The sequence below is a fragment of the Tardibacter chloracetimidivorans genome (genome assembly GCF_001890385.1).
GTDB lineage: Bacteria > Pseudomonadota > Alphaproteobacteria > Sphingomonadales > Sphingomonadaceae > Tardibacter > Tardibacter chloracetimidivorans.
Genome location: NZ_CP018221.1, coordinates 2,473,250 through 2,494,741 on the forward strand (window position 1 = coordinate 2,473,250; position 21,492 = coordinate 2,494,741).

Consider the following 21,492-nt stretch of genomic DNA (forward strand, 5'->3'; position numbering starts at 1 on the left):
TGGTTCGAACCGTGCCTATCCGCTTGACGCATACACCCACTACATCTAGTGGCTGCCTTGTGGCGCGCGCCTGACTTTTCCTGCGGCTTGGTGCCACCCAAAGCGGTTGTAAAGGGTGGGGATTGTGGACGTTCTTGACCGCGACAAGCTGCCGTTCCCGAAATCCCTCCCCGAGTTCCAGCGGCTTTTCCCGGATGATGGCGCTTGCGCGTCCTGGCTTGAAAAAGCTCGCTGGCCTGATGGATTTGCGTGCCCACGCTGTGGCGTCGTCGGCGATCCGTTTCGTTTCACCACTCGGCCTGTCATCCTGATGTGCCGCTCGTGTCGCCGTCAGACCGGCCTGATGGTCGGCACGGCCATGGAACGAAGCCACATCCCGCTCAGCGTGTGGTTCTGGGCCGCTTACCTGGTTGCGAGTCAGACGACCGGCATATCTGCCGTCCAGTTGCAGCGCCAGCTTGGCCTGACCCGGTACGAGACGGCCTTTGGCCTGCTCCATAAACTGCGCGCCGCGATGGTGCGCCCCGATCAGGATCGGATCGGCGGGCAGAGCGGTCAGCATGTCGAGGTCGATGAGACCTGGATCGGCGGGCGAACGCGCGGCGAAGGCCGGGGAACCCACCACAAAACGCTGGTGGTCGCCGCCGTCGAAGTTCGTCACCGGGAGCCTGGCACTGGCCAGGACCGCCGCCGGAACGGACGCTATGCCGGAAGGGTTCGATTGGCCATCGGTGCAGACCGCAGTGCCGGTGCCCTTGGTGGCTTTGTACAGAGCGCGGTCGAGCCGGGAACGCTGGTCATCACCGATGATTGGAGCGGCTATAGCGGGTTGCAGGGCGGCGGTTACGACCATCACGCCATCGCCCAGTGTGGCGACCCGGAGGTGTCCGAAGAGTTCCTGCCCATCGTCCATCTGGTGTTCTCAAACCTCAAAGCGTGGCTCAACGGCATCCACCACGGCGTCAGCACCAAGCATCTGCAAGCCTACCTCAACGAGTTCACTTTCCGCTTCAATCGCCGCTTCTACCCGTTCAACGCCTTCCGATCCCTCCTCGGGATCGCCAGTGATATCGAGGCGCCGACCTTTGCCGAACTCTACTCAGGCCAATGGACCCACCATACCATATCTAGTGGGTGTATGCCTTAAGCGGATAGGCACGGTTCGAACGTCCGTAAACGATTCCGCGGTGTTCAGCAGCGCCCGGAACGGCGCGCGTATGGTGATGTTGAACTTGAACGGCAGCCCGGTCGCCTTCACCGGCAGCGAGGAGCCGGTCGGGTTGACCGGCTGCTGGTTCGATCCGTTGAAAAGCACGGTGCTGATGATCTCGCCATCCAGCTGGCCGTCCATCTCTATGATCAGCGCATTGTATTTCAGCGATTTGAGCGCGTCGAAGGCGAGCTTGCCCGCACCACCGATATCGGCTTCCGATACTTCGCCGACATAGGCGAGCGTCCCGCCGGGAGACCGGGCGATCAACCGCCCGCCCACGATCCGCCCGCCGTCGGCGTTGAACAGCAGCGGCAGCCTGCCGTCGAACAGGCCGGTCACCGCAAAGTTCCTGAAATCGAACTGCTGGATGAATTGCGCCGCATCCAGCCCTTCCACCCTGAGCGTGAAAATCCTGTCCGACGGCTTTGAGAAATCGAGCAAGGTCGGCTCCAGCACCAGCTCGCCGCCTGCGAACGGCCAGCGGCCTTCCTCCACCTTCACATGCTGGTCGGGCAGAAGCTCGTAGCGGATGACTCCATCCTTGACGCTGACGCCCGGGTTCATCTCGCCGATGGTGGCGACCTGGCCCGGCGGCGTCGACATGCCCAGCAGATCGTCAAAGACGATGCGGCCCTTGATGTTGTGGACCTGCCCGAACGCCGCCGACAGGCCGATGCCGTCGCTTTCGAACGCACCGTCGCTGGTGACGCCCTCCGGTGACCAGCGGATCTGCCCGCCGCCCTCTATTGCACCGCCCACATTGGCGATCACGCCCAGCGTCAGGGGGGTAAGCTCCTCGGGCTGGAGGTCGTCGCCGAAGACGAGGCGCGGCACGTCGAGATCGGCCTTGCCGCTTCCTTCCGACAGATTGTGGGTGAGGCTGACAAGCGCCAGTCGCCGGTCGTTTTTCGGGCGGGCGATAATGGCATCGCCCCGGATCACGCCATCTTCCAGCGCAAGTTTCACGTCGCGCGCCGATACCGGCTCGAACCGCCGTTCGTCCGCCGCGTCCCGGATGCGGGCTGAGGGCGCGCTTATGCCGAGAACGCCACCGCCATAGGTCCATCGCCCCTCCGCCTGGTCCAGGCGCAGCGGGACATTGACGATCCGGCCGCTTGCCCCGCCGAAGCTGCCCCGAAGGCCGTCCCGACCGGCCTCGGCGGTCAGTTCCGTCAAGTCCAGCCGGGTTTCGCCATCGGGCTGCTTCAGCGCCAGCGCCGCCGGCCCAAGCGCCAACCCGACGCGGGGCGCGGCCGTGCTGCCGCCAAAGCCGATTCGCACAGCCTCCGCATCGACCGAGAGCGGCGCGTCGCCGAGCCGCCCGCCAAACGCCAGCCGGGTCTTCATCCCGCCCGAAAGCCGTCCACCGGCATCGGCGGCAAAAAGCGTCTCGCCATGCTGTGCGCAGATGCGCAGACGCTCCTGCCCCAGCAGCACGCCTGCAAGCTCCAGCCGGTCGAACCCGGCCGTTGTGCAGCCGCCCGATGCCATGAGCCGCACCGCGCCCGCTGGCCCGAACCGCAGATCGACCGGAACCGCCAGGGCTTTGACGAACCCATGGCCAAGCGGCCCGTCCATCTTCAGTTCGGTCAGCAGCCGCCCGCTATTGTCCCGCCAGTCGAGCCGCCAGGGGCCGACGACCAGCCGCGCCGTGCCGGCCGAATAGGGTGCGACGCTGCCAAGCATTCGCCACCCATCGGGGGCGGGCCCCACGTCCAGCCGCATGTCCGGCAGTCCACCGCCCGACAGAACCGCGCGCCCATCCAGCCGGGGTGTTCCCTCCGGCCAGTTGAACGAAAAGGCCCTGCCGGTGGCGGTGAGGGCAGCACCGCTTGCCGATCGCATGCGCAGATTTGAAAGGCTGGCCCGGCCGGTGGCGCCCTGCATGGACAGCGCCATCTGCGCCGAGCCCCGGGATCGCCGCATCGCACCGCCGCCCGCCGCCGCGATCCGGGCGGCGACCGGGCCGGGCGGCAAACCGGCAAGCGCCCCCGCGCCTTCCTTCAAAGCCGCACCCCAGGCTCCGGGAGCGACGAGGTCTGACCAGGCTAATGCGCCGTCGAAGCCGAATCGCTTTTTTGCCGGAGCGAGATTGAATCCCCCGTTCAGCCTTGTCCGCGCGATGCTGCCGCCCTTGTACGCGAGGCGACGCACGGCAGCGTCGATCCGGCCTTCCACCGCGTCCATGGTTTCGGGGATAGAGGTGGACAGCAGCATTGCGCCGCGCCCGGCCTGAACCTCGCCGCACGATGCGGCGATCGTCCGGACGCGCCCGTCAAGCTCCACAACCCGATCCACCGCCATCAGGTTGAACAGGCCGCGGGTGCCCGCCACCCGGCAATCGGCCATCTGGAAGCGGGGAGCGGACAATGCCGCGCGCCCGTTGAACCCGTCGGCAAGATTGCCGCTGCCTTCGGCTGCGAGCCCCACGACACCCCCCGGTGTCGCCAGCATCATCCGGACGTTGCGCAGCCTCAGATCCAAGTCGGGCAGGCTGAAGGGACCGCCACTGGGCGCGGGACGCAGAAGGTCCAGCGTGCCGAGGCTCAATCCCTTTGAATCCAGCCGTCCGCGAACCAGCGTGTCTTCCAGCGCGACCGCGCCGATCCTTGCGCCGCCAAGACCCCAGGCCAGATCCACCTGCACCCGCGAGGCGACCAGATCGGGCGTGGCCGGATCACCGATCACCACGCCGGCCAGCGTCGCCCCCCCGGTGCTCAGCCTTGCTATCGCATAGGATGCGGGCACGCCCCGTCGCGCCAGCTCCCGGTCGATCAATTGCGTGGCGAGCGGTGCACGCTGCCACCACAGCGCGCCGACCCCGAGCGCGGTCAGGGCAACGCCGAGGGCAAGACCACGGCCACGCCGCCTTCCTGCAAGACGTCGCTGCGTTTCCCGGAATGTCATTGTAGACTCAAATTGTTGCGCCGCCGCAGTTTCCTGATCAAACTAGTGAAAGCCCAAGACCCGGCAAGGAAATTGTCGTTGCGGCCCCAGATCATTTGGGTAGACCGGCTTGCCTATGGGGCAGGAAACGGCTGAACATTCGGGACACCGGGCGCGCCTGCGCAAACGGTTGCTCGACGGCGGCGGCGAGGCGCTGCTCGAGCATGAGCTTCTGGAATATCTGCTTGCGCTCGCGCTTCCCCGGCGGGACACCAAGCCGCTGGCGAAAAGGCTGATCGCGCGTTTCGGAAGCTATGCGGCCGTCGTCTCCGCCTCTCCGGAAGAACTGGCGGGCGCGGGCGAACTGACGGAGGGGCTGATCGCGGCGATCAAGATCGCGCAGGCATCGGCGCTGCGCCTGCTGAAGGCGGGGGTCGACAAGCGCCCCGTGCTTGCAAGCTGGCAGGCGCTGCTCGACTATCTTCACGCCGACCTTGCCCACCGCCAGACGGAGGCGGTGCGGCTGCTGCTGCTCAACGCGCGCAACGTGCTGATCCGCGACGAGGTCGTGTCGGAAGGCTCAGTCGATCAGGCGGCCGTCTATGCGCGCGAAATCATCAGGCGTGCGCTCGAACATCACGCCTCGGCGCTGATCCTTGTCCACAACCACCCGAGCGGCGATCCCAAGCCCAGCCGGGACGACATCCAGATGACGCGAACCATTCTGGATGCCGCAAGGCTGCTGGGCATCGCCGTCCACGACCATGTCATCATAGGCCGCAGCGGCCATGCCAGTTTCAAGTCGCTGGGGCTGCTGTAGCCCCCGGTCAGCCGGCGACGGCCGATGCAAGCTCGTCCGGCGTGATCCGCCGATCGCCGTTCGTATCGGCCTTCAGGAACATGGTCCCGGTGGCGTTCAATACCTTCACGGCGGGAATGTTGGCGCGCTTGCTGGACTTCGTCTTCTCGACTTCGGCGCTCATGTCATTGCCCTGCTTGGCCATCACCCAGGTGCCGAACTCCAGCGGCGTGAGATAGCCCTTGCTGTCCTTGTCGAACGTCGCCCAGTCCGCGGGCGTCTGCGCGGCTTCCGGCGACATCCCGGGCGCGGACGCTTCGGGTGAAGCCGCAGGCGGCATGGCTTCGCCGGTGGTGGGCGGCGTTGCTTCGGGCGCGGGCATGGCGGGACCGGCCGGTGTTGCCGGATCGGCAGGCAAGGCGGACTCGCCCGGCGCGGCCGGACCCGCCGGTGCTGCCTCTGGTGCGGGCATGGCAGGATCGGCCGGCATCGTCGGCGGATCCTGCGGCATGGGCGCACCGGGCGATGTGGGATCGGCGGTTGCGGGCGGCATGGTCGGATCGGCCGGGACTTCCTGCGCATGGACAGGGGCGGCGATCATGAGCGCAAGGGCGCTGGCGGATAATAGCGTGCGGGTCATTACTCTCTCCTGCTGTTCCCGGAACGCGGCGCAATAACCCCCTGTTTCCTTACGTGGACGTTCCGAACGAACTGAACGGCCTCACCCCGTTAAGGTTCCTTAATGCTACCGCGCGTTGCGCACGTCTGGCGGCGGTGCTACGCGCTCCTCGCGTCATTTCCCTGCACTTCAAGCAGTTTCCGGAGGCTCTGATGATTCCCCGCTATTCCCGCCCTGAGATGGCCGCGATCTGGGAGCCGGAAACACGTTTCCGCATCTGGTTCGAGATCGAGGCGCATGCGACCGATGCGCTGGCCGAACTGGGCGTGGTGCCGAAAAGCGCGGCCAAGGCGCTGTGGGACTGGTGGGCGACGAACCCGGCGATCGACGTGGCGGCGATCGATGCGATCGAAGCAGTCACCAAGCATGACGTCATCGCCTTCCTCACCTGGGTGTCCGAGAATGTCGGGGATGAAGCGCGCTTCATGCATCAGGGCATGACCAGTTCGGACGTGCTGGATACCTGCCTTGCGGTGCAGCTCGCCCGCGCATCGGACATATTGCTTGCCGATCTGGACCGGCTGCTGGACGTGCTGAAGCGCCGCGCCCTTGAGCACAAGCTGACGCCTACCATCGGCCGCAGCCACGGCATCCATGCCGAACCGGTGACCTTCGGCCTGAAGCTGGTCGAAGCTTATGCCGAATTCGCCCGCTGCCGGAAGCGGATGGCGGCCGCGCGGGAGGAAATCGCCACCTGCGCAATCTCCGGCGCGGTCGGCACCTTCGCCAACATCGACCCGCGCGTCGAGGCGCATGTCGCCGGGAAGCTGGGCCTCGCCGTAGAGCCCGTCTCCACCCAGGTGATCCCGCGCGACCGGCACGCGATGTTCTTCGCTACGCTTGGGGTGATCGCCTCGTCGATCGAACGGCTGGCGACCGAGGTCCGACACCTCCAGCGAACCGAAGTGCTGGAGGCCGAGGAATATTTCTCGCCGGGCCAGAAAGGCTCGTCGGCGATGCCGCACAAGCGCAATCCGGTGCTGACGGAAAATCTCACCGGCCTCGCCCGCATGGTGCGGGGCTATGTCACCCCGGCGCTGGAGAATGTGGCGCTGTGGCACGAGCGCGACATCAGCCATTCGTCGGTGGAGCGCTATATCGGCCCGGACGCAACCATCACGCTTGATTTCGCGCTCCAGCGGCTCACGGGCGTTATCGACAAGCTGCTCGTCTACCCGGAGCGGATGGGCAAAAACCTCGACCGCATGGGCGGCCTTGTCCACTCGCAGCGGGTTCTGCTGGCGTTGACCCAGGCGGGCGTCAGCCGCGAGGACTCCTACCGGCTTGTCCAGCGCAATGCGATGAAGGTCTGGGAATCGGACGGCGCGCTCTCGCTGCTCGACCTGCTGAAAGCGGACCCCGAGGTCACGGCCGCCCTGTCGCCGCAGGAGCTGGAGGAGAAGTTCGACCTTGGCTATCATCTGAAGCACGTCGACACGATTTTCGCGCGCGTCTTTGGAGATTGAGGCCGGGCCGGCAGGTGGACAGGCAGATTGAAGCGCCTATATCTTAAGGCATGACCTCTCCCGATCCTTCAAGCTTCTTCTATCGCAACAGCGACCTTGATTCCGCGCGCATCGGGGGCCTCGTCGGCTCCGCGCTGGCGGGGTGCGACGACGGCGAGCTGTATCTGCAATATGGCGTGTCGGAAAGCTTCGGCTTTGATGACGGACGGCTGAAGAACGCCAGTTTCGACACGCAGCAGGGTTTTGGCCTGCGCGGCCTGAACGGCGAAACCACCGGCTTTGCCCACGCCAATGAACTGTCGGAAAGCGCCATCCGGCGTGCAGCCGAAACCGTGAAGCTGGTGGCGCAGGGGCATGGCGGCGAGATCGCGCTTGCACCGCCACGCACCAATGCCCGGCTCTACACCGACGAAAACCCGCTGGAGCTGGTGCCATTTGCTCGCAAAGTCGCACTTTGCCAGCAGATCGACGCGGCGGCGCGGGCGCGCGACCCCAGGGTGGCGCAGGTCTCGGTCGGCCTGTCCGGCTCCTGGCAAGTGATCGAGATCGTGCGGCCGGACGGGTTCGTCGCGCGCGACATCCGCCCTCTGGTGCGGCTCAACGTGTCGATCGTCGCCGAACAGAACGGCCGCCGGGAATCCGGATTTCACGGGCTGGGCGGCCGCTGGCTCTATGACCGGCTGTTCGAGCCCGCGACATGGAATCGCGCCATCGATATCGCCCTTGAGCAGGCGCTCATCAATCTGGAATCGATCCCCGCCCCGGCGGGCGAGATGACGGTCGTGCTCGGCCCCGGCTGGCCCGGCGTGCTGCTGCACGAGGCGGTGGGCCATGGACTGGAGGGCGATTTCAACCGCAAGGGCTCATCGGCCTTCTCCGGGCTGATCGGCGAGCGCGTGGCCGCACCGGGCGTGACGGTGATCGACGACGGCGCCATCGAAGGACGGCGCGGATCGCTGACCATCGATGACGAGGGCACGCCGACGCAGCGCAACGTGCTGATCGAGGACGGCATATTGAAGGGCTATATCCAGGACAGGCTCAACGCCCGGCTGATGGGCGTGGCCCCCACCGGCAACGGCCGCCGGGAAAGCTATGCCCATGCGCCCATGCCGCGCATGACCAACACCTTCATGCTTGGCGGCAGTGACGACCCCGGCGAAATCCTGAGCCGCGCGAAAAAGGGCATCTTCGCGAAGAGCTTTGGCGGCGGGCAGGTCGACATCACCAGCGGCAAGTTCGTCTTTTCCTGCACCGAAGCCTATATGATCGAGAACGGCCGCCTCGGCGCACCGATCAAGGGTGCGACGCTGATCGGCGACGGGCCGGAAGTGCTGAAAAAGGTCACGGCCATCGGCAACGACATGGCGCTGGATGAAGGCGTGGGGATTTGCGGCAAGGGTGGCCAGTCCGTTCCCGCCGGCGTTGGCCAGCCGACGCTTCTGATCGAAGGGCTGACGGTGGGCGGCACCGCCGCCTGACGCCTGGACTATCGGTAAATCCAACGATCGTACCAAAGGTCCTGCCGCTGGTCGCCGCAACGCGCCTGCCATGTTTCTTTCGACACCGAACGCCGCCAATCCATGCTTGCGCAACTGGGGCTCGCGCCGAACGTCCGGTCCAGGCCGATGGAGACACGGCCGATCGACCTTTCCTCCGCGCTGTCCTGCCCGGCCAGCGACGCCGCCGAATCCATCCGGTGGACCCGGACGCCGTTTTCCACGCGCGTTTCAGCCGCAAGGGGGTTAACTGCAACGACGAGAAGCGGCAGGAAGAGGAGCCGGATGCGCATGACACAGGTTCTTTCGCAACGACCGGGACTCGTCGACATCCCGGCCCGGAACTGCAAAGATCGGCCCCGGAGCGAGCTTTGGCAAGACGTTTGACAAGGGCAGGGCAATGACGATCGCGCTTGCGCTGGGCGGCGGCGCCGCGCTGGGCTGGGCGCATATCGGCGTGCTGAGGGCGCTTCATCGTCATGGCGTGCCGATCGGCGCGGTTGCCGGAACCTCGATCGGCGCGCTCGCGGCTGTCTGCCAGGCGGCCGACCGTCTGGACGTGCTGGAAGATATCGCGCGATCGGCAAGGCTGCGGACCGTGCTGCGCTATCTGGACCCCCATTTCCGTAGGGGCGCGATGCTTGGGGGCCGCACAATCGCCCGGCAGCTGGACCGCCATCTGGGCCACGCCAGCTTTGAACAACTGGCGCTGCCCTGCGCGGTGGTGGCCGCCGATCTGGTGACCGGCGACGCCGTGGTGCTCAACACCGGCAATGTCGCGGAGGCTGTCAGGGCGTCCATGGCGCTTCCCGGCATCTTTCACCCGGTCATCCGCGACGGCCGGGTGCTGGTGGATGGGGGTGTCATCATGCCGGTGCCGGTGGAAGCGGTGCGGTCGCTCGCGCCACGACTGCCGGTGGTCGCGATCAATCTCCAGAACGATTATGCGCGCCGTGCGCTCGCCGTCGGTCTCAGGATGGACCCGAAGCCCGCGCTCACTTCGCTCAGCGTGCTCCGATCGGCGACCGGCCTGATGCTGTCGCGCCTTGCCCGCCAGTCGCTTGCGCTGCATCCGCCCGAGCTGGAGCTGCCCTTGCAGGTCGGGCATATCGATGTGCGCCATTTCACCCGCGCCAACGAACTTATCGAGATCGGCAGCCATGCGATCGACGAGGCGATGCCCGCCATCCGCGCGCTTTCCGAAGCCTCGGACTGACACACACGGCGGACAGGGCTTGCGCCTGAGGCGAGTCGCCCAAGTAACGTTTATGGAAAATGGCGGAATCGAGCGAAATTATGAATCCCGCTCGATCTGTGCAACTATCCGCCCCATTCCGAGACGAGTGGTTAACGAGGTGCTGCCTCAGGCAACCAAGGAGACCGCAATGGCTTCTTACCAGCTTTACCGTCGTGATCTGATCACCGGGCATTTCGATCGCATTACACAACTGGACTGCGGGGACGACATAGAGGCGATCAGCCTCGCACGACCCCTTGTGAGCAAGCAGGGGATGGAACTTCGCAACGACGGCCGCTTTGTCTGGCGCTACGGCGTGGATCGCGACCATCAGGGCGGGTCGGCTGCCGCGCAGCCCCAGAATCGACCCTAGAGCAACCCTTCGAATCCAGGGTCACGAACCCCCAGCAGGCGGCGCGCGGCGTGTCGCGCAAAGCGCAACTGTTCCGTCTTGCGCCGGGATGCATTCAACGGATTGACGGCTGCCTCGCGGATGATGGCGGCGCCATAGCGATCGGCAACGATGATCCCGGTGCGGGCGGGCAGGAAGCAGTCCTGCTCCAAATCGTCGATACGGAAACCGGCGGGGACCGCCCAGAAATAGCGGTCGCAATAATCTAGATATTCCGGCCATTTGAGATCGCCGCGCAGGTCGGCGATGGAAACCTTAATCTCGACCAGAGTGACTCCGCCATCCGGGCCGAGCGCAACGACATCCGCGCGACGGCCGTTGCCGAGCGGCACCTCGCACATCGACATCAAATCCTGGTGGAACAGCAGCCGACAGACGCCGCGCGCCACATCGCCTGCAACGAGCGGCGCATCGGACAGATCCTGGCGATGGGCGGCATTCATCCGCCTCATCTACCAGAACGAAGTGGGAACAGAAACCCCTTCGGAAATCAGCGGTAGAAAATGTGCGCGCCGACCTGGCTCACCTTTACGCGGCTCTGGCGCCAGCTTGGCGCAACGTAGTTCGCGTGGAAAAAGAGCGCGTCGGGAGCGATTTCCTGCCAGCGCTCCTCACGGGCGATGCTGGCGATCGCCACCGCAGTGCGCCAGTTCTTCGACTGCGTCCGCACAGCAGCGGTCTTTGAATAGGAGAACTGCCTGGGCTGGTGGACCACGCCGCAGATCGTGTCGGCGAACCGGCGCGATTCCATGCGATTGAGGATCACCTGCGCGACGGCAAGCTGACCTTCGAGCGGTTCGCCCTTGGATTCGAAATAGACCGCCGTGGCCAGGCAGCGCAGTTCGGAATCGAGGTCGGTCGAGACCGGCGTGGCGGCGACCAGTTCCTTCAGCGAAGCGCCGGAGAAATCGTTCGGCTGCTCGAACTCTTCATCGAGCTGAGAGGAGAAATCATAGGCCAGTTGAGCGTCCACAGCCTGGGTGGGCATCGGCTGGCTGCCGTCGAGCTTGAATGCGTAGCTTTGATCTGGCTGAGGCGCTGCCGGAACCGCTATAGCAACGGTTTCCCCCGGAAGGGCGTTTGACGCGGCAACAAGCGCCATGCCAGCTAGCGCCACGAAAGCGGCGCGCAAGCCTACGAACATTCATAACTCCATCTAGTGCGCGACGCTGGCAAACACTGGGCGAATGAACGTGGCCCGAACCTAACTTCACGACTTATCGCAGGGGCGGAAAACAAACCTCGCCTGCCTGCGACCTACACAACGTGCGAGGCCTTTCGTCGCACTGCACAACGAAGTCAATCTTTCATAAACGGTTCATCGATGAAACGTTCCGGGTGAGCGACGTCCAGTTCAACCACCCACAGGTCGGGATCGATACGCCGCCGCCGCTCAATAAAGCTTGCGACGGCACCATGGTCCTCGCCCGGATCGCCCCCCGTCCGGCCCCATCTATATGCCCCGTTCTGATCGAGCGTGCGCTCGAAAAACCGCTGGTTTCGGCCTCTTTCGCACAGGATGAGCAATATCGCGCCGCCCGTGGCGTCTCCCTTGGAAAGAACCGTCGCATGACCGCCTTCCGAATTGACCCGCCTGATCAGGGCGGATACCCGGATCGCCGTCGTCAGCCGGGCGTCGGTCACCCGGCCGCGCCATAGCCCGGCAATGACGACAAGGATATGCGCGACCGCATGAAGGTGCCGGTGCCGCGCGCAACCTCCTCGCCGCTTGCATCGACGATATGCGCATCAGCCACCAGCACGCGGCGGCGGCCGCTGATCCACCTGCCTTCGGCGCGCGCCTTGCCGGCCTTCATCGGGCGGGTGAGCAGCAGGTTGAACGCGGTCGTCAGCAGGAACATGTCGGTGATCATGCTGTTGGCGGCATAGAAGGCCGCATCGTCCAGCATCTTGAAATAGATCGTGCCATGGGCTGCGCCGGCTGCGTGGTACAAGCCTTCTTCCACCTCGAAATCGATGACCGAGCACCCGCTTTCGGGAATGCGGAGCCGTGACTGGAACAGCTCATTGACGGGTGCCGCCGCATAGAGCGATTCCAGCGCCCGGTGATGCGCCTGAGCGCCAGCGTCAGACGGCATGGTCGCTGTTTCCCTGTTCCGGCTCGTCAACCGAGCGCGCCTTTTCGCCACTCTCCAGCTTGATCGGCGGACCGAACAGCGCCACCCCCAGCCGGTTTCCCGTCCGGTGCGCCACAACGCCCGCGCGCCGCCCCAGCAGCATCGTCTCCACCATGACGGGGGTGCCGGGCTTCAGAACGGGTGCGCCGGTGAGGCAAATGCCGCTGGTCCCGATTTCCACGAGCCGGCAGCGGAACCGCCGCCGCATGAACAGCAGATAGGCTGGATAGAGCACGGAGCGGCGCGGCGTTTCGCGGCGCTCCAGCAACCTGACGGAACGCTTACGCGGCATCCCGCGCTTGATAGGTGCTGATCAGGGCATAGATGGCGTCGGGAGATCCGGCCCCCCTGAGCTTGGCGAGGAACTCCCGGTCGCGGAGCGCGCGGCTGACCCGTGCAAGCGCCTTCAGATGATCGGTGCCCGCGTCGCGGGGCGACAGCAGCAACACCACTATGTCCACGGGCATGTCGTCGATCGCACCATAATCGACAGGCGCCGGGAGCACGGCAAGGAACGCCCGCACCGAATCGAGCGCTTCCAGCTTGCCGTGCGGAATCGCGACCCCGCCGCCAAAGCCGGTCGAGCCCAGGCGTTCCCGCTCCGCAAGCACTTCGACGATCGTCTCGGCATTGCAGCCGGCGATCGGCGCGAAACGCTCCGCCAGATCGCGAAACAGTTGCTTCTTGTTCCGGGACATAAGGTCGGTGGCGATCGACTGCGGGCCAAGCAGATCATGCAACAGGGTGGTCATCGACTGTATCTCATCCTGCCCGGCATCTGATTCGGGCTTCGCCGACGCCGCTTAACGACCGTGGCCCAATTGTTCCAACCTATTTGTTACCCCGCCGGTACACGCTGCGGTTCGACCCAGCCGATATTCCCGTCCTCGCGCCGATAGACCATGTTGAACGAGCCGGTCCCCGAGTTGCGGAACAGAAGTGCGGTGGTGTTGCGCAAATCCAGCATCATCACCGCATCGGATACGCTGGCTTCGGGAATATCGACCCTTGTTTCCGCAACGACCAGCGGATTGTCGGCGGAAGGCTCCTCCTCATCGGCCTTAAAGACGGTATAGGCGGCGTCGAGATCATCAACCACATGCCCGTTCGCGCCGGATGTTTTCCGGTCTTTCAGGCGGCGCGTATAGCGCCTCAGCTGCTTGTCGACCCGCTCGGCGGCCCTGTCGAATGCGAGATTCGCCTCCTGCCCGCTGCCCGAGCCCTTCAGCACCACGCCCTGCATCACATGCGCCACAATGTCGCAGACGAAGCCGGCATCGTGCGGGCCCTTGGCCAGCGTGACCTGCGCGCTGATCGCCCGTGAGAAATATTTCTCCGCTAATCCGTTCAACCGGCCTTGGACATGGCTCTTGAACGCGGCGCCGACCTCGACCTGGTGACCGGAAACGCGAATATCCATATCTTCCTCCGTTCAATGAATGTCTGAATCGTACCACCATGCACGGCACTAGGCCTCTTGCCAGAGCGGATCGGTCAACCGGGCGACAAAAGCCGCATGGCGCTCCAGCTCCAGCGGGTCGGCGGCATGGAGCCTTGCCGGTCGCACGGGGCGTTGGACGATGATCGGACCGGAACGCGCCTGCGCGGCCACCTCGGGCTGTGCGCAGCTCGCCTGCGTGAGATCGAGGCCGATCTGTCGCCCGCCGGTAAGCTCGATATAGACCTGTGCAAGAAGCTGGGCGTCAAGCAAAGCGCCATGTTTGATGCGGTGCGTACGATCGATGCCATATCGGGTACACAATGCATCAAGCGAATGCTTCGATCCCGGATGACGCGACCGGGCGAGCGCCAGCGTGTCGACAGCCCGGGCATTGCCCAGGACGGCCCTGCCGCACCGGCCAAGCTCGTGATCGAGAAAGCCCATGTCGAACTGCGCATTGTGCGCGACCAGGATCGAATCCCCGATGAACTCCAAAATCTGGTCCACCAGTTCCGAAAACAGCGGTTTGTCCGACAGGAACTGCGCCGAAAGCCCGTGGATGGCCTGGGCTTCGGGCGGCATCGACCTTTCCGGATTGAAATAGGCGTGCCAGACGCGCCCCGTTTCGACCCGGCCCACCATCTCCACCAGCCCGATCTCTACCAGGCGGTGACCTGATCCCGGGTCAATGCCGGTTGTTTCGGTATCAAAGACGATTTCGCGTGCTGGTGTGCGTGTCGCGTCGATCAACATGTCAGACGTGCATTTCCCGCCGGACCCGGCCCTTGAGTCTGGAACCCCGATTATAGGCCTAGAAAGCCGAGTCTTTCTAGCCGGAAAGCGCCCTCACAAGCGCCTTTACTTCAGCAAAGGTGCGCGCCTTGCCGCCGCCTGTCGGGATGACCACGTCGGCGCGTCGCCGCTTTTCGGCATCCGGCATCTGTTTTGCGAGGATGGCGGCGAACTTCTCCGGCGGCATGTTCGGCCGCGCCAGCACACGCGCGCGCTGCACATGAGGCGGAGCGGACACCACCGCAACCAGATCGACACCCCCTTCCCCGCCCGTTTCGAACAGCAAAGGCACGTCCACCACCACCAGCGGACGAAACCTGTGTCGCCGCAGAAACATCTGGCGAGCGCGATAGACGGCCGGATGCACCAGCGCTTCCAGCCGCTTCAGTTCTACGTCGTTACCGAGCACCCACTTGCCGAGCGCCTGCCTGTCGACGCCGCCCGGACCGGTGGTGCCGGGAAAGGCGGCTTCGATCCTGGCCACAAGCTCGCCGCCCGGACCCTGCAGGCGATGCACTTCAGCGTCAGCGTCGAAGACGGGCACGCCCAGTCGCCGAAACATATTCGCGACCGTCGACTTGCCCATGCCGATCGATCCGGTGAGGCCGATGACGATCATTGCCGGGCAAGCCTTTGATGCACCTCGTCGACCAGCGGCTGGGGAACGGGAACGCCGAAGAACTTCTGAAAGGCCCCCGCCGCCTGAGCGACCAGCATCTGCAAGCCGTCGACAGCCTCGAAGCCGAGGCTGCGCGATTGGCGGAGAAGCGGGGTTTCGAGCGGCGCATATACCATGTCGAATATAATGGCGTTGCGGTTCATCGCAGCCGGGGAAAGCGCGAGCGGCGGCTTTCCGGTCATCCCGAGCGGGCTTGCGTTGAGCAGTACGTCCATACCCTCCAGCGAGGCGTCGGCGATCGACTTAACGGTTCCCGGTATTCCCATTGCTTCCAGCAGGGCTCGGGCCTGTTCGTCCCGTCTGGCGAGAACGGTGAAGGCCGCGCCCGGACACAGGCGGCTTAAGCCCCAGAGCGCCGCGCGCGCAGCGCCGCCTGCGCCGACAATCGCAATGCGAAGCGCTCGGCGCTGTGCAGCCTCCCGCCGCGCAAGGCTGCGTGCAAGCGGACCGGTGACGCCTTCGACATCGGTGTTAAAGCCGGTCATCGCCCCCGTCAGCGGATCGTGCGCGATGGTGTTGATGGCCCCGAAATCGCCCTCGCCCGGTCCAAGCCCGCCCGCTCCCTCGGTCACGATCAGGCGATAGGCCGTTTCCTTATGCGGGATGGTGATGTTGCAGCCCCGCCATGACGGATCGGCCCGGCGTTCGGAAAGATACGCCCCCACCTTTCCGGCCTCGACGCGGCAGGTCCGGTATTCGGCATCGATTCCAAGCTCGCCGAGCCAGAAATTGTGGATAAAGGGCGATCGGGAGTGCGCGACCGGATCGCCGATGACCTCGGCATAGGCCTTCATGACGTCAACTCCCCGCGAACGCGCAGGAAATCGAGCACCGGCAAAAGCGGCAATCCCAATATCGTGAAATGATCGCCACGAATGCGGGAGAAAAGCTGCGCGCCCATCGCCTCCAGCCGATAGCCGCCGACGCAACCCGAGATGGCCGGCCATTCATGGTCGAGATAGGCCTTGAGGAAGGAATCGGAAAAATTCCGCACCGTCAGACGCGCTTCGTCCACCGCACGCCAGATCGGCTGCCCGCCAAGCGCGATGACCGCCGACGAAATGAGGACATGGTCTTTTCCCCGAAGCGACCTCAACTGGTCTGCCGCTTCCTCCCTCGATCCGGGCTTGTCGAGCAGGCCGCCATCTTCCGCCGCAAGTATCTGATCCGCGCCAAGCACAAGTGCCTCGGGTCGCCGCTGCGACACCTTCACCGCCTTCAGTTCGGCGAGCCCGTCGGCAATGTCGCGCGGCTGAAGCCCCCGTTCCTTGAACGCCTGCTTGGCCGAATCCTCGTCGACCTGCGCCACCATGACGTCATGCGCAACGCCAGCGGCGGTGAGCAGCGCCGTTCTCGCAGCGCTTCCGGATGCAAGCACCAGCATCAGCCCCTGCTTTCCTGCTGCTCGCGCCAATCCAGAAGAAGGTTCATGATGGCAGCCGCCGTCTCCTCGATCGAGCGCCGGGTCACGTCGATCACCGGCCAGCCATTGTCGGCAAACAACCGCCTTGCGAAAGCGAGTTCGGCCGTCACCTTTTCCGGATCGACATATGCGGTCTCCGGCGCCTGCTTCAGCGCCAGAAGACGGTTCCGGCGCACCTGGACCAGCCGGTCCGGGCTGGTGGTCAGGCCCACGATCAGGGGATGGGAGAGGTTGAACAATATGGCGGGCGGCGGCGATTCCGGCACCAGCGGGATATTTGCGACCTTGTAACCCCGATTTGCGAGATAGATCGACGTCGGAGTCTTGGATGATCGCGAGACGCCGGCAAGAACGATGTCGGCTTCTTCCCATTCCTCCCACAGCGCACCGTCATCATGCGCGATGGTGTAGTGGATCGCTTCCACCCGCTCGAAATAGGCGGCGTCCATCTTGTGCTGTCCGCCCGGCCGGTTCTGAGCCTCCTGACCCAAAAGCTGGGACAATGCATCCAGCACCGGATCGAGCGCCGAAACCAGCGGCAGACCCATTGCGTGCGCCCGATTCTCCAGCTTGCGGCGCACATCGCCATTGACCAGCGTATAGACGATAAGGCCGGGACGTTCGGCGATTTCGCGCATTACCCGGTCGAGATGGCCGACCGACCGAACCATCGGCCAGTAATGCTTGATCGCCTCGACATCCTGAAACTGCGCGAGGCACGCCTTGGCGACCGACTCCAGCGTTTCGCCGGTCGAATCCGACACGAGGTGGACATGAAGCCTGATCATGAGCTGACTTGACGTCCCCTGTGGAAAACCATCCGGATAGCGCTAGCGGAAAGCAGGGGACGGCATCAAGCGGGCGATTCACCCCGAGGCATCCGGAATCGGCCCGGATACTTGTCCACATGGGGACGGGAAAACGAGGCTGCTGTGAATCATGTGGATGGATTTTGCGACTCGGCAAGGCGGGTGGGACGCGATCCGAGTCAATCTGTTGGCAATCCCGGGCCTGGCGATTAAACCCCGCCTTCTGCCCCTCCAACAACTATCATCATCCTTTTATTAGAAAGACTCTTATGAAGATGAGTTGTGCCCTCCATGCCCGGTGAAGGCCGTCCGCTGCTTGCCGTGCTGAGGGGCGAACGGCTCGATCCGCCACCCATATGGATGATGCGGCAGGCGGGCCGCTATTTACCGGAATATCGCGCGCTGAGGGCGGAGAAGGGCGGATTTCTGGAGCTTGTGCACGACAGCGCCGCCGCTGCCGAGGTGACGCTTCAACCGCTCGGACGTTTTGCCTTTGACGGCGCCATCCTGTTTTCCGACATATTGGTGATCCCCCATGCGCTTGGGCAGGAGCTGAGCTTCGGGCCGGGCGAGGGACCCCGGCTTTCGCCGCCACTGACCGGCGTCGGTATCGAGAGTCTCGTGCCGCGTCCGGAACGTCTCGATCCGATCATCGAGACCGTGCGCCGGGTGGCGGGCGCCCTGCCGCCACAGGTCACCTTTTTGGGCTTTGCCGGCAGTCCCTGGACGATTGCGACCTATATGGTCACCGGCCACGGGAGCCGCGACCATGCCGATGCCCGCAGGCTGGCTTATCGCGATCCGGCCGGCTTTCAGCAACTGATCGACCGGATCGTCGAGGCGACCGTCGCCTATCTGTCGAGCCAGATCGAGGCGGGGGTTCATGCGGTGCAGTTGTTCGACAGCTGGGCCGGCAGCCTGGCGCCCGCCCAGTTCGAAAAATGGGTGATCGCTCCGACGGCCGAAATCGTCGCCCGGCTGAAGGCGCTTCATCCGGATACCCCGATCATCGGCTTTCCAAAGGGCGCAGGCGCAAAGCTTGCAGCCTATGCGCGGGAGACCAGCGTCGACGCGTTGGGGCTGGATGAAACCATAGACCCCATTTGGGCACACGCGACATTGCCCGAAGGCTTGCCGGTGCAGGGCAATCTCGATCCGCTTGTCCTGAACGCGGGCGGAGCGGCGCTGGACGAGGCTGTCCGTCACGTCATGCATGCGCTTGCCGGAAGGCCGCACATCTTCAACCTGGGACATGGCATATTGCCGGACACGCCGATCGCTCATGTCGAGCGGATGCTGGAACTGGTGCGGGGAGGCGCAAGATGATCGGATGGCTTGGTGAAACCTATCTCTGGGTCAAGGCCGCGCATCTGATCTTCGTCATCTTCTGGATGGCGGGCATGTTCATGTTGCCGCGCTTTTTCGTATATCATCATGGAGTCGCGCCCGGATCGGCGGAGGACGGCCTGTGGATTGAACGCGAGCGCCGCCTGCTGCGCATCATCATCAACCCGGCGATGGCCGCCACATGGATATTGGGGCTGATGCTGGCGTTCAACTATGGCTGGAGCGAGGGCTGGCTGCACGCCAAGCTGTTCCTGGTGCTGCTGCTGAGCGGTTATCACGGCTGGCTGTCGGGCCTCAGAAGATCCTTCGCCCGGGGTGAGCGGCGGATCGGCGAAAAGGCACTGCGCCTGGCCAATGAAGTGCCCGGCGTCGCGATCATCGCCATTGTCATTCTGGTCGTCGTGCGGCCCTTCTAGGGTTGAGACTCAATCAGAGCCAGAAAGCCACAGCGGCAGCGAGGCTTACGGCTGAGAGGAAGTTTCGTGCAAGCTTGTCGTAGCGAGTAGCGATCCGGCGGAAATCCTTGAGGCGGCAGAACATAGCCTCGACCCGCCAGCGATCTTTGTAGCGGCGTTTGTCATATTGGATCGGGCGCTTGCGGTTGCGGCGGCCGGGGATCACCGGGGTCGTGTCCTGTTCGCGCAGGATGGTCCTAATGCGATTGGCGTCGTAGCCGCGGTCGGCGATCACCCGCTTCATTCCCGCTGTTTCGTTGATGAGCAGGTCGGCGCCCTTCACGTCCGATGTGTTGCCGGGCGTCAGGACGAGACGAAGCGGCCGTCCGAGGACGTCGACAAGGGCGTGGATCTTTGTTGTCCGGCCGCCACGCGAGATCCCAATGGCATTGGCTCGCGCCCCCCCTTTGCCCCACCGGCGCTACGGTGAGCCTTGATGTAGCTGCTATCGATCTGCCCGGTCTCGGCGATCCAGCCTTCTTCGGTCAGTGCAGCCAGGATGCGTGTCCAGATGCCCCGCCGGCTCCACCTGTTCCATCGGTTGTAGACCGTCGTCGCCGGCCCGTATTCGGCGGGGCAATCTGCCCAGCGACCGCCGCACTTGAGCATGTGAACGATGCCGGAGATCACCCGCCGGTCATCAACACGTCGTGCTCCTGGCTGGTTCTTGGGCAAGTGGAGCTCGATTGCTGTCCACGCTTCATCCGATAGCCAGAACAACGAACGCGACATCCCCAAGGCCTCCTCTTCAGCGAAAACGCCTTGAATCAATGAGACCAACGATTTTCAAGAGGCTGATTGAGTTTGGACCCTAAGCCGCTTGACGGCCGTGGCCGCTGCGAGTAAGCGGCGAAATCAGTCGCCCGTCCGGGCCGTATCCCTTCCTGGCTAGTGTCGAATTCTCCACTCCCAAGCCGGACTCCTTCCTGTTTCATGGATTGATACATGCATCTTCACGATCTCAAGCGGAAACCGCCGGCCGAACTCGTCGCGATGGCCGAGGAACAGGGCGTTGAGGGCGCATCCACTCTGCGCAAGCAGGACCTGATGTTCTCTATCCTGAAGGCGATGGCCGAAGACGGCGAGCAGATCATGGGGTCCGGCACGATCGAGGTGCTGTCCGACGGTTTCGGCTTCCTGCGCAGCCCTGAGGCCAATTATCTGGCCGGTCCGGACGACATCTACGTAAGCCCCGCCCAGGTCCGCAAGTTCGGCCTGCGCACCGGCGACACGGTGGAAGGGGAAATCCGCGCGCCCAAGGACGGCGAGCGCTATTTCGCGCTGACCAGGCTGACCGCGATCAACTTCGACGATCCCGAACAGGTTCGCCACCGCGTCAACTTCGACAATCTGACGCCGCTCTATCCGGACGAGAAGCTGCGTCTGGACACGCTCGATCCGACCGTGAAGGACAAGTCCGCCCGCGTCATCGATATTGTCGCGCCGCAGGGCAAGGGCCAGCGCGCGCTGATCGTCGCGCCGCCGCGGGTCGGCAAGACCGTGCTGCTCCAGAACATCGCCAAGGCGATCACCGACAATCACCCCGAGGTCTTTCTGATCGTGCTGCTGATCGACGAGCGACCGGAGGAAGTGACCGACATGCAGCGCTCGGTGAAGGGCGAGGTGATCAGCTCCACCTTCGACGAGCCGGCAAGCCGCCATGTGCAGGTGGCCGAGATGGTGATCGAAAAGGCCAAGCGCCTGGTCGAGCACAAGAAGGACGTGGTGATCCTGCTGGATTCGATCACGCGCCTCGGCCGCGCCTACAACACCGTCGTTCCGTCTTCGGGCAAGGTTCTGACCGGCGGCGTCGACGCCAACGCCCTTCAGCGGCCCAAGCGCTTCTTCGGCGCGGCCCGCAACATCGAAGAGGGCGGATCGCTTTCCATCATCGCGACCGCGCTGATCGACACCGGCAGCCGCATGGACGAGGTGATCTTCGAAGAATTCAAGGGCACCGGCAACTCCGAGATCGTGCTGGACCGCAAGGTCGCCGACAAGCGCATCTTCCCGGCGATGGATGTCGGCAAGTCCGGCACCCGCAAGGAAGAACTGCTCGTCGACAAGAGCAAATTGTCGAAGATGTGGGTGCTGCGCCGCATCCTGATGCAGATGGGCACCATCGACGCGATGGAGTTCCTGCTCGACAAGATGAAGGATTCCAAGTCCAACGAGGACTTCTTCGAGTCGATGAACCAGTAAGCGGGCAGGCCAACC

General features: G+C 64.3%; 24 protein-coding genes and 1 pseudogene. 9 read left to right on the plus strand and 16 right to left on the minus strand.

Annotation, left to right across the window (positions count from 1 at the left end; genetic code table 11):
• The first annotated feature begins 124 nt into the window (after positions 1–124).
• Positions 125–1,147, plus strand: a complete 1,023-nt coding sequence (locus tag BSL82_RS12730) for an IS1595 family transposase (RefSeq protein WP_048575010.1) — start codon at positions 125–127, stop codon at positions 1,145–1,147.
• Here the strand turns inward: BSL82_RS12730 and BSL82_RS12735 are convergent.
• Positions 1,100–4,120, minus strand: coding sequence for an intermembrane phospholipid transport YdbH family protein (locus BSL82_RS12735; protein ID WP_072597846.1), 3,021 nt, complete (start codon positions 4,118–4,120; stop codon positions 1,100–1,102). The two genes, BSL82_RS12730 and BSL82_RS12735, sit on opposite strands and share 48 nt — an antisense overlap.
• A 115-nt stretch (positions 4,121–4,235) precedes the next feature.
• On the opposite strand from BSL82_RS12735, the gene radC reads away from it, so the two are divergent.
• The gene (gene radC / locus BSL82_RS12740) at positions 4,236–4,919 is read left to right on the plus strand and encodes a RadC family protein (protein ID WP_072597847.1); all 684 of its coding nucleotides are present in this window, start codon (positions 4,236–4,238) and stop codon (positions 4,917–4,919) included.
• A gap of 7 nt (positions 4,920–4,926) precedes the next feature.
• Here radC and BSL82_RS12745 read toward each other — a convergent pair whose 3' ends face one another.
• Positions 4,927–5,538, minus strand: a complete 612-nt coding sequence (locus BSL82_RS12745; RefSeq protein ID WP_072597848.1) for an EF-hand domain-containing protein — start codon at positions 5,536–5,538, stop codon at positions 4,927–4,929.
• A gap of 191 nt (positions 5,539–5,729) precedes the next feature.
• On the opposite strand from BSL82_RS12745, the gene purB reads away from it, so the two are divergent.
• Positions 5,730–7,043, plus strand: a complete 1,314-nt coding sequence (gene purB, locus BSL82_RS12750) for an adenylosuccinate lyase (RefSeq protein ID WP_072597849.1) — start codon at positions 5,730–5,732, stop codon at positions 7,041–7,043.
• A 50-nt stretch (positions 7,044–7,093) separates the two neighbouring features.
• Positions 7,094–8,524 carry a metalloprotease TldD gene (gene tldD, locus BSL82_RS12755; protein ID WP_072597850.1) on the plus strand — a complete coding sequence of 477 codons (1,431 nt, stop codon included), beginning with the start codon at positions 7,094–7,096 and terminating at the stop codon, positions 8,522–8,524.
• 8 nt (positions 8,525–8,532) lie between these two features.
• Here the strand turns inward: tldD and BSL82_RS12760 are convergent, their stop codons facing one another.
• The gene (locus tag BSL82_RS12760) at positions 8,533–8,835 is read right to left on the minus strand and encodes a hypothetical protein (protein ID WP_072597851.1); all 303 of its coding nucleotides are present in this window, start codon (positions 8,833–8,835) and stop codon (positions 8,533–8,535) included.
• A 107-nt stretch (positions 8,836–8,942) separates the two neighbouring features.
• Between BSL82_RS12760 and BSL82_RS12765 the strand changes: the two genes are divergently transcribed.
• Complete coding sequence (locus BSL82_RS12765; protein WP_072597852.1) at positions 8,943–9,758, plus strand: patatin-like phospholipase family protein; 816 nt, start codon at positions 8,943–8,945, stop codon at positions 9,756–9,758.
• Between the two features lie 169 nt (positions 9,759–9,927).
• On the plus strand, positions 9,928–10,152 hold the full coding sequence (locus BSL82_RS12770; protein ID WP_072597853.1) for a hypothetical protein: 225 nt from the start codon (positions 9,928–9,930) through the stop codon (positions 10,150–10,152).
• On the opposite strand, the gene BSL82_RS12775 is transcribed toward BSL82_RS12770, so the two are convergent.
• The 12 genes from BSL82_RS12775 to BSL82_RS12830 all read right to left on the minus strand — a co-directional run bounded on the left by BSL82_RS12775 (position 10,149) and on the right by BSL82_RS12830 (position 17,452).
• Positions 10,149–10,634, minus strand: coding sequence for an MmcB family DNA repair protein (locus tag BSL82_RS12775; protein ID WP_072597854.1), 486 nt, complete (start codon positions 10,632–10,634; stop codon positions 10,149–10,151). The two genes, BSL82_RS12770 and BSL82_RS12775, sit on opposite strands and share 4 nt — an antisense overlap.
• A gap of 47 nt (positions 10,635–10,681) precedes the next feature.
• The gene (locus BSL82_RS12780; RefSeq protein WP_072597855.1) at positions 10,682–11,335 is read right to left on the minus strand and encodes a cell wall hydrolase; all 654 of its coding nucleotides are present in this window, start codon (positions 11,333–11,335) and stop codon (positions 10,682–10,684) included.
• A gap of 155 nt (positions 11,336–11,490) precedes the next feature.
• Positions 11,491–11,835 carry a DUF1491 family protein gene (locus BSL82_RS12785; protein WP_072597856.1) on the minus strand — a complete coding sequence of 115 codons (345 nt, stop codon included), beginning with the start codon at positions 11,833–11,835 and terminating at the stop codon, positions 11,491–11,493.
• Entirely contained in the window at positions 11,832–12,290 is a 459-nt protein-coding gene (locus BSL82_RS12790) for a PaaI family thioesterase (RefSeq protein WP_072597857.1), read from the minus strand. Before BSL82_RS12790 ends, BSL82_RS12785 begins: the two co-directional genes overlap by 4 nt.
• Positions 12,280–12,621, minus strand: coding sequence for a PilZ domain-containing protein (locus BSL82_RS12795; RefSeq protein WP_072597858.1), 342 nt, complete (start codon positions 12,619–12,621; stop codon positions 12,280–12,282). Before BSL82_RS12795 ends, BSL82_RS12790 begins: the two co-directional genes overlap by 11 nt.
• The gene (locus BSL82_RS12800) at positions 12,611–13,081 is read right to left on the minus strand and encodes a PTS sugar transporter subunit IIA (RefSeq protein WP_072597859.1); all 471 of its coding nucleotides are present in this window, start codon (positions 13,079–13,081) and stop codon (positions 12,611–12,613) included. The genes BSL82_RS12795 and BSL82_RS12800 overlap by 11 nt, the downstream gene beginning before the upstream one ends.
• 86 nt (positions 13,082–13,167) lie before the next feature.
• The gene (hpf, locus tag BSL82_RS12805; RefSeq protein ID WP_072597860.1) at positions 13,168–13,749 is read right to left on the minus strand and encodes a ribosome hibernation-promoting factor, HPF/YfiA family; all 582 of its coding nucleotides are present in this window, start codon (positions 13,747–13,749) and stop codon (positions 13,168–13,170) included.
• A 48-nt stretch (positions 13,750–13,797) separates the two neighbouring features.
• Positions 13,798–14,523 (minus strand): DNA polymerase III subunit epsilon, encoded by a 726-nt coding sequence (gene dnaQ, locus BSL82_RS12810; RefSeq protein ID WP_072597861.1) that lies wholly within the window; start codon positions 14,521–14,523, stop codon positions 13,798–13,800.
• 76 nt (positions 14,524–14,599) lie between these two features.
• The gene (gene coaE, locus BSL82_RS12815; RefSeq protein WP_072597862.1) at positions 14,600–15,181 is read right to left on the minus strand and encodes a dephospho-CoA kinase; all 582 of its coding nucleotides are present in this window, start codon (positions 15,179–15,181) and stop codon (positions 14,600–14,602) included.
• Complete coding sequence (locus tag BSL82_RS12820; protein WP_072597863.1) at positions 15,178–16,035, minus strand: shikimate dehydrogenase family protein; 858 nt, start codon at positions 16,033–16,035, stop codon at positions 15,178–15,180. The genes coaE and BSL82_RS12820 overlap by 4 nt, the downstream gene beginning before the upstream one ends.
• The gene (locus BSL82_RS12825; RefSeq protein WP_072597864.1) at positions 16,032–16,625 is read right to left on the minus strand and encodes a Maf family protein; all 594 of its coding nucleotides are present in this window, start codon (positions 16,623–16,625) and stop codon (positions 16,032–16,034) included. The genes BSL82_RS12820 and BSL82_RS12825 overlap by 4 nt, the downstream gene beginning before the upstream one ends.
• The gene (locus BSL82_RS12830) at positions 16,625–17,452 is read right to left on the minus strand and encodes a pyruvate, water dikinase regulatory protein (protein ID WP_072597865.1); all 828 of its coding nucleotides are present in this window, start codon (positions 17,450–17,452) and stop codon (positions 16,625–16,627) included. Before BSL82_RS12830 ends, BSL82_RS12825 begins: the two co-directional genes overlap by 1 nt.
• Before the next feature lie 312 nt (positions 17,453–17,764).
• Between BSL82_RS12830 and hemE the strand changes: the two genes are divergently transcribed.
• Positions 17,765–18,799: a uroporphyrinogen decarboxylase gene (gene hemE / locus BSL82_RS12835; RefSeq protein ID WP_418361256.1), complete on the plus strand. Its 1,035-nt coding sequence runs from the start codon at positions 17,765–17,767 to the stop codon at positions 18,797–18,799.
• Positions 18,799–19,236 carry a CopD family protein gene (locus BSL82_RS12840; protein ID WP_072598782.1) on the plus strand — a complete coding sequence of 146 codons (438 nt, stop codon included), beginning with the start codon at positions 18,799–18,801 and terminating at the stop codon, positions 19,234–19,236. Before hemE ends, BSL82_RS12840 begins: the two co-directional genes overlap by 1 nt.
• A 13-nt stretch (positions 19,237–19,249) precedes the next feature.
• Here the strand turns inward: BSL82_RS12840 and BSL82_RS21820 are convergent.
• Positions 19,250–20,007 (minus strand): annotated as a pseudogene (locus BSL82_RS21820) (IS5 family transposase).
• A gap of 213 nt (positions 20,008–20,220) precedes the next feature.
• On the opposite strand from BSL82_RS21820, the gene rho reads away from it, so the two are divergent.
• The gene (rho, locus tag BSL82_RS12855) at positions 20,221–21,477 is read left to right on the plus strand and encodes a transcription termination factor Rho (protein ID WP_072597867.1); all 1,257 of its coding nucleotides are present in this window, start codon (positions 20,221–20,223) and stop codon (positions 21,475–21,477) included.
• Positions 21,478–21,492: the final 15 nt, after the last annotated feature.